Source organism: Rhizobacter sp. P1_G5 (assembly GCF_056405435.1).
The window spans coordinates 1-6607 of sequence record NZ_JBFUCB010000330.1; the positions used below are offsets into that span (position 1 = coordinate 1).

At 69.3% G+C, this 6607-nt stretch carries 5 protein-coding genes; all 5 read left to right on the forward strand.

Going from position 1 to position 6607, the window contains the following annotated elements; all coding sequences use genetic code 11:
* The coding region (locus AC1D12_RS20710) for an ABC transporter permease subunit (protein ID WP_477842545.1) at window positions 1-283 on the forward strand (283 nt) is incomplete at its 5' end.
* A complete protein-coding gene (locus tag AC1D12_RS20715) occupies window positions 280-1275 on the forward strand; it encodes a branched-chain amino acid ABC transporter permease (protein WP_477827501.1) in 996 nt (331 codons plus the stop codon). The genes AC1D12_RS20710 and AC1D12_RS20715, both read left to right, overlap by 4 nt.
* Window positions 1272-1985, forward strand: a complete 714-nt coding sequence (locus tag AC1D12_RS20720) for an ABC transporter ATP-binding protein (RefSeq protein ID WP_465113353.1) — start codon at window positions 1272-1274, stop codon at window positions 1983-1985. Before AC1D12_RS20715 ends, AC1D12_RS20720 begins: the two co-directional genes overlap by 4 nt.
* Window positions 1985-2689: an ABC transporter ATP-binding protein gene (locus AC1D12_RS20725; protein WP_477842547.1), complete on the forward strand. Its 705-nt coding sequence runs from the start codon at window positions 1985-1987 to the stop codon at window positions 2687-2689. The genes AC1D12_RS20720 and AC1D12_RS20725 overlap by 1 nt, the downstream gene beginning before the upstream one ends.
* 17 nt (window positions 2690-2706) lie before the next feature.
* Complete coding sequence (locus AC1D12_RS20730) at window positions 2707-6372, forward strand: hydantoinase B/oxoprolinase family protein (RefSeq protein ID WP_477842549.1); 3666 nt, start codon at window positions 2707-2709, stop codon at window positions 6370-6372.
* Window positions 6373-6607: the final 235 nt, after the last annotated feature.

The window sequence follows — 6607 nt, forward strand, 5'->3', positions numbered from 1 at the left end:
GGGCATCGGCGCGGCCTGTGCCGGCGCGGCCGGCGTGCTGCTCGCGACCTTCTTCCCGATCTTCCCGGAGGTCGGCGCCAACTTCATCCTGATCGCCTTCGTGGTCGTCAACCTCGGCGGCTTCGGCAGCGTGACCGGCGCGTTCTGGGCCGGCATCCTGGTCGGCGTGATCGAGGTGATGGGCGGCCTGCTGCTCGGGCCGCAGTACAAGACCGCCATCGTGCTGGTGCTGTTCCTCGCGGTGTTGATGTTCCGGCCGCAGGGCCTGATGGGGAAAGCATGAAGCCTTCGAAGAAGACCCTGGCTCTCGCAGCCTTGGCGGTGGCCGCGGTCCTGCTGCCGTTCGTCACGCACAGCCCCTCGCACCTGAACCTCGCGATCCTGGTGCTGATGGCCGCGCAGCTCGGCGTCGCGTGGAACCTGCTCGGCGGTTACGCCGGCCAGGTCTCGCTCGGCCATGCGGCGTTCTACGGGCTCGGCGCCTACACGTCGACGCTGCTGCTGCTGAACTTCGGCGTGAACCCGTGGCTCGGCATGCTGCTCGGCGGCGTGGTCGCGGCGCTGCTGAGCCTCGGCTTCGGCTGGTCGTGCTTCCGGCTGAAGGGGCACTACTTCGCGATGGCGACGATCGCGGTCGCCGAGATCGTGCAGATCGTGTTCACCAACTGGGAGTACGCCGGCAGCGCGGTCGGCCTGACGATCCCGATGGACCGGCAGGGCTGGGCCACGATGGTGTTCGCCGACAAGGCGCCGTACTACTGGCTCGCGCTCGGCCTGCTGGTGCTGACGCTGCTCGCGACCTGGGCCGTCGAGCGCAGCCACATCGGCTACTACCTGCGGGCGATCAAGGACGAGCCGGATGCCGCGCGCAGCATCGGCATCAACATCGCGCGCTACAAGCAGGTGGCCTTGTCGCTCAGCGCCTTCTTCACCGCGCTCGGCGGCAGCCTGTATGCGCAGAAGGAGCTCTACATCGACCCGGGCTCGGTGCTGACGACCGCGCTGTCGATCAAGATGGCGCTGGTGTCCATCCTCGGCGGCGTCGGCACGCTGTTCGGGCCGGTGGTCGGCTCGGTGGTGCTGACGACGATCGAGGAGTTGACGCGCGCCACCTTCGGCGGCACCGGCCGCGGCACCGACACCATCATCTACGCGGCGCTGATCGTCGGCATCGCGGTGTTCTACCCGAGCGGGTTGATCGGCGGATTCCGGGAGTGGCGGCAGCGGCGCCGCGCCCGCGCAGTCGAAGCCGCCAAGGTGGAGGTGGCGCTGTGAGTCTTCTCGAGTTGCAAGGCGTCTCGAAGCGCTTCGGCGGCCTGATGGCCAACCAGGATGTCTCGTTCAGCGTCGACGCCGGCCAGATCGTCGGGCTGATCGGCCCGAACGGCGCTGGCAAGACGACGGCGTTCAACTGCGTGGCCGGCTTCTACGAGCCGAGCGCCGGCGAGATCCGGCTCGACGGCAAGCTGATCTCCGGCCTGCCGCCCGAGGCCTGCGCCCGCGCCGGCGTCGGCCGCACCTTCCAGGTCGCGCGCACCTTCACCAGCATGACGGCCCGCGAGAACGTGATGGCCGGTGCGCTGATGCGCAACCGCCGTGTCTCGGCCGCCCGCGACGAGGCGCAGCAGTGGCTGGCCTTCGTCAACCTCGACCAGTTCGCCGACAAGCCCGCCGGCAGCATGACGATCAGCGAGCAGCGCCGCCTGGCGGTCGCACGCGCGCTCGCCATCGCACCGAAGCTTCTGCTGATGGACGAGGTGATGGCCGGCCTGAACCCGTCGGAGGTGCGCGAGATGGTGAAGGTGGTGCTGAACATCCGCGAGCGCGGCATCGCCTGCCTGATCGTCGAGCATGTGCTCGAGGGCATCATGCCGATCGCCGACAGGATCGTCGTGCTCGACCGCGGCGTGAAGATCGCCGACGGCACGCCGGCCGAGGTCTCGCGTGACCCGCACGTGATCCACGCCTACCTGGGAGACGAGTGATGCTGCAGGTTTCCAACTTGCGCGTCAGCTACGGCGGCGTGCTGGCCTTGTCCGACGTGAGCCTCGAGGTGCCGCAGGGCAAGATCGTCGCGCTGGTCGGCGGCAACGGCAATGGCAAGTCGACCACGCTGCGCGCGATCGCCGGGCTGAACAGGCTCGATGCCGGCAGCGTGCGCTTCGATGGCCTGCTGGTGCACGAACTGCCGGCCCACCAGCGGGTGCCGCTCGGGCTCTCGCTGGTGCCCGAAGGCCGCCGGCTGTTCCCGCGCCTCACGGTGCGGCGCAACCTGGAGCTCGGCGCGTTCACCCGCACCGATGCGCACGAGGTGGCGGCCGGCATCGACGAGATGTTCACGCTGTTCCCGATCCTCAAGGAGCGCGAGACCCAGCTCGCCGGCACGATGAGCGGCGGCGAGCAGCAGATGCTCGCGATCGCGCGCGGCCTGATGGCCCGGCCCAAGCTGCTGATGCTGGACGAGCCGTCGTGGGGCATTGCGCCGAAGTTCGTCGCGAAGGTGCTGGAGGTGATCCAGCGCGTCAACGAGACCGGCGTGACGATCCTGCTGGTCGAGCAGAATCTGCACAAGGCCTTGTCGATCGCGCACCATGGCTACGTGATCCAGACCGGGCGCATCGTGATGCAGGGCAGCGGGGCCGAGCTGGCCGCCAACGACGATGTCAAGAAGGCATATCTAGGGTTGTGATCCCCAGGAAGGATTCCATGCAAGCTCAAGTTCAAGGCACCGACCGCTGGCAGTTCTGGATCGACCGCGGCGGCACGTTCACCGACGTGGTCGCCAAGCGGCCCGACGGCATGCTGGTCACCCACAAGCTGCTCAGCGAGAACCCCGAGCAGTACCGCGATGCGGCGGTCGCCGGCATCCGCCACCTGCTGGGCCTGAAGCCGGGCGAGGCCTTCCCGGCCGAGCGCGTCGAGTGCGTGAAGATGGGCACCACGGTGGCCACCAACGCGCTGCTCGAACGCAAGGGCGAGCCGACGCTGCTCGTCACGACCAGGGGCTTTCGCGATGCGCTGCGCATCGCCTACCAGGATCGCCCGCGCATCTTCGATTGCCACATCCAGCTGCCCGAGCTGCTGTACAGCCGCGTGATCGAGGCGCGCGAGCGCGTCGACGCGAAGGGCGAGCTGATCGAGGCGCTCGACGAGGCGCAACTGCAGGTCGACCTGCAGGCTGCGTACGACGCCGGCCTGCGCAGCGTCGCGATCGTCTTGATGCACGGCTACCGCTTCACCGCGCATGAGTTGGCGGCCAAGGCCATCGCGCAGCGCATCGGCTTTCCGCAGATCAGTGTCTCGCACGAGGTGAGCCCGCTGATGAAGCTGGTGGGCCGTGGCGACACGACGGTGGTCGACGCCTACCTGTCGCCGATCCTGCGCCGCTACGTGGAACAGGTCGCGAGCGAGATGCCGGGCGTGAAGCTGTTCTTCATGCAGTCGTCTGGCGGGCTGACCGATGCGCATGCGTTCCAGGGCAAGGATGCGATCCTGTCCGGCCCGGCCGGCGGCATCGTCGGCATGGTGCGCACCGCGCAGCTCGGGCTGTCGCCGCTCGGCCTGGGCGATGACGCGAAGGTCACCCCAGCGGCCGCCGAGGTCAAGGTGATCGGCTTCGACATGGGCGGAACCTCCACCGACGTGAGCCACTTCGCCGGCGAGTTCGAGCGCGCGTTCGAGACGCAGGTGGCCGGCGTGCGCATGCGCGCGCCGATGATGAGCATCCACACGGTGGCGGCCGGTGGCGGCTCGATCCTGAGCTTCGACGGCGCGCGCTTCCGTGCCGGGCCGGAGAGTGCCGGCGCGAACCCGGGCCCGGCCTGCTACCGCCGCGGCGGCCCGCTCGCGGTGACCGATGCGAACGTGATGCTCGGCAAGATCCAGCCGGCGCATTTCCCGAAGGTGTTCGGCCCGAACGCCGACCAGTCGCTCGACCGCGAGGTGGTGGTGCGCAAGTTCAGCGAGATGGCGGCCGCGATCGAGCGCGCGACCGGCGTGAAGCGCACGCCGGAGGAGGTGGCCGAAGGCTTCATCGACATCGCGGTGGGCGCGATGGGCAATGCGATCAAGAAGATCTCGGTGGCGCGCGGCTACGACGTGACGCGCTACGCGCTGCAGTGCTTCGGCGGTGCCGGCGGCCAGCACGCCTGCCGCGTGGCCGATGCGCTCGGCATGAACCGGGTGTTCGCGCACCCGCTGGCCGGCGTGCTGTCGGCCTACGGCATGGGGCTGGCCGACCAGGCGGTGCTGCGCGAGCGCGCGGTCGAGCTGCCGCTGGCCGGTGCGATGCCGGTGGTGACCGAGCTGCTCGCGGCCCTCGCCGCCGAGACCGAGGGCGAGCTGAAGCGCCAGGGCGCCAGCAGCGCCGCGGTGACGGTGCTGCGCCGCGTGCACGTGCGCTACGAGGGCACCGATTCGGCGCTGGTGGTGCCGTTCGGCACGCCCGAGGCCATCCAGGCCGCGTTCGAGGCTGCGTACCGCCAGCGCTTCGCGTTCCTGATGAGCGAGCGCCGGCTGGTGATCGAAGCGGTGTCGGTGGAGGCGGTGGGTGCCGGCGATGCGCCGGTCGAGCCGCGCCATGCGCTGGCCGCGAGCGGCGCCGCGCCGGTGCGCGAGACGGTGCAGCTGTTCAGCGGCGGCCGCTGGTGGGATGCCGCGCTGGTGGTGCGCGAGGACGCGCTGCCCGGCCACACCATCGACGGCCCGGCCATCATTGCCGAGAAGACCGCGACCACCGTCGTCGAGCCCGGCTGGCGCGCCTGCGTCACCGCCTACGACCACCTGCTGCTCGACCGCGTGCAGCCGCGCGAGGCGCGCCGCGCGATCGGCACCACGGTCGACCCGGTGATGCTGGAGGTGTTCAACAACCTCTTCATGAACATCGCCGAGCAGATGGGGCTGCAGCTGCAGAACACCGCGTACTCGGTGAACATCAAGGAGCGGCTCGACTTCAGCTGCGCGCTGTTCGATGYCGACGGCAACCTGATCGCCAACGCGCCGCACATGCCGGTGCACCTGGGTTCGATGAGCGAGTCGATCAAGACGGTGATCCAGGGCAATGCCGGGCGCATGAAGCCGGGTGACGTGTACGCGCTGAACGACCCGTACCACGGCGGCACCCACCTGCCCGACGTGACGGTCGTGACCCCCGTCTACCAAGGGGATGGCGAGAACGAAGCCCCGCTGTTCTACGTCGGCTCGCGCGGCCACCATGCCGACATCGGCGGCATCACGCCGGGCTCGATGCCGCCGTTCTCGACGCGCATCGAGGAAGAGGGCGTGCAGATCGACAACGTCAAGCTGGTCGAGGCCGGCGTGCTGCGCGAGGCCGAGATGCTCGCGCTGCTGAAGAGCGGTGCCCACCCGTCGCGCAACCCACAGCAGAACCTGGCCGACCTGAAGGCCCAGATCGCAGCCAACGAGAAGGGCGTGCAGGAGCTGCGCAAGATGGTGCAGCAGTTCGGGCTCGAGGTGGTGCAGGCCTACATGCGCCACGTGCAGGACAACGCCGAGGAATCGGTGCGCCGCGTGATCACGCGCCTGAAGGACGGCGCGTTCACGCTGCCGCTGGACAACGGCGCGCGCATCAGCGTGGCCATCCGGGTGAACGAGCAGGCGCGCAGCGCGGTGATCGATTTCACTGGCACCTCGGCCCAGCTGACGAACAACTTCAATGCGCCGCGCGCGGTCTGCATGGCCGCGGTGCTGTACGTGTTCCGCACGCTGGTCAACGACGACATCCCGCTGAATGCCGGCTGCCTGAAGCCGTTGCAGGTGATCATCCCCGAAGGCTCGATGCTGAACCCGAACCCGCCAGCCTCGGTGGTGGCCGGCAACGTCGAGACCTCGACCTGCATCACCAACGCGCTGTACGGCGCGCTCGGCGTGATGGCGGCCGGGCAGTGCACGATGAACAACTTCACCTTCGGCAACGCGACCTACCAGTACTACGAGACGATCTCCGGCGGCTCGGGCGCCGGGCCGGATTTCGACGGCACCTCGGTCGTGCAGACGCAYATGACGAACTCGCGGCTGACCGACCCGGAGGTGCTGGAGTTCCGCTTCCCGGTGCGGCTGGACAGCTACGAGATCCGCCCCGGCTCGGGCGGCGCCGGGCGTCACCGCGGCGGCGACGGTGGCGTGCGGCGCGTGCGCTTCCTCGAGCCGATGACGGCCTCGATCCTGTCGAACGGGCGGCATGCCGGCGCCTTCGGCATGGCTGGTGGATCGGCCGGCCTGCCGGGCATCAACCGCGTCGAGCGAGCCGATGGCCAGGTCGAGGCGCTGGACCACATCGGCTCGGTGCCGATGGGGCCGGGCGACGTGTTCGTGATCGAGACGCCGGGCGGTGGGGGCTACGGAGCGGCGTGAGGCAAACGATGTCGGTACAGATGGACCGGGGTGTCGGTGCGGGGAAATGCGTCAGCGCTTCCTACACTTCAACCCGCCCGGCCCGTAACTCCCTCCTGCCGGGCTGTCCGGCCCATACCTCCCTCCGGCCGGACCTTCGGGCCCGCTGCTGCAACCCTCCCTTTGCCGGCGGGCCCACATTTTTTGCTTCCCCATGTTCCTGCTGAAGCTCGTGCTGGTGTGCGCCGTCGTGCTG

What these genes read in the sequence shown, in the direction of transcription:
- AC1D12_RS20715 (WP_477827501.1), top strand. Translation starts at nt 280, where the DNA reads ATGAAGCCTTCGAAGAAGACCCTGGCTCTCGCAGCCTTGGCGGTGGCC.
- AC1D12_RS20725 (WP_477842547.1), top strand. Translation starts at nt 1,985, where the DNA reads ATGCTGCAGGTTTCCAACTTGCGCGTCAGCTACGGCGGCGTGCTGGCC.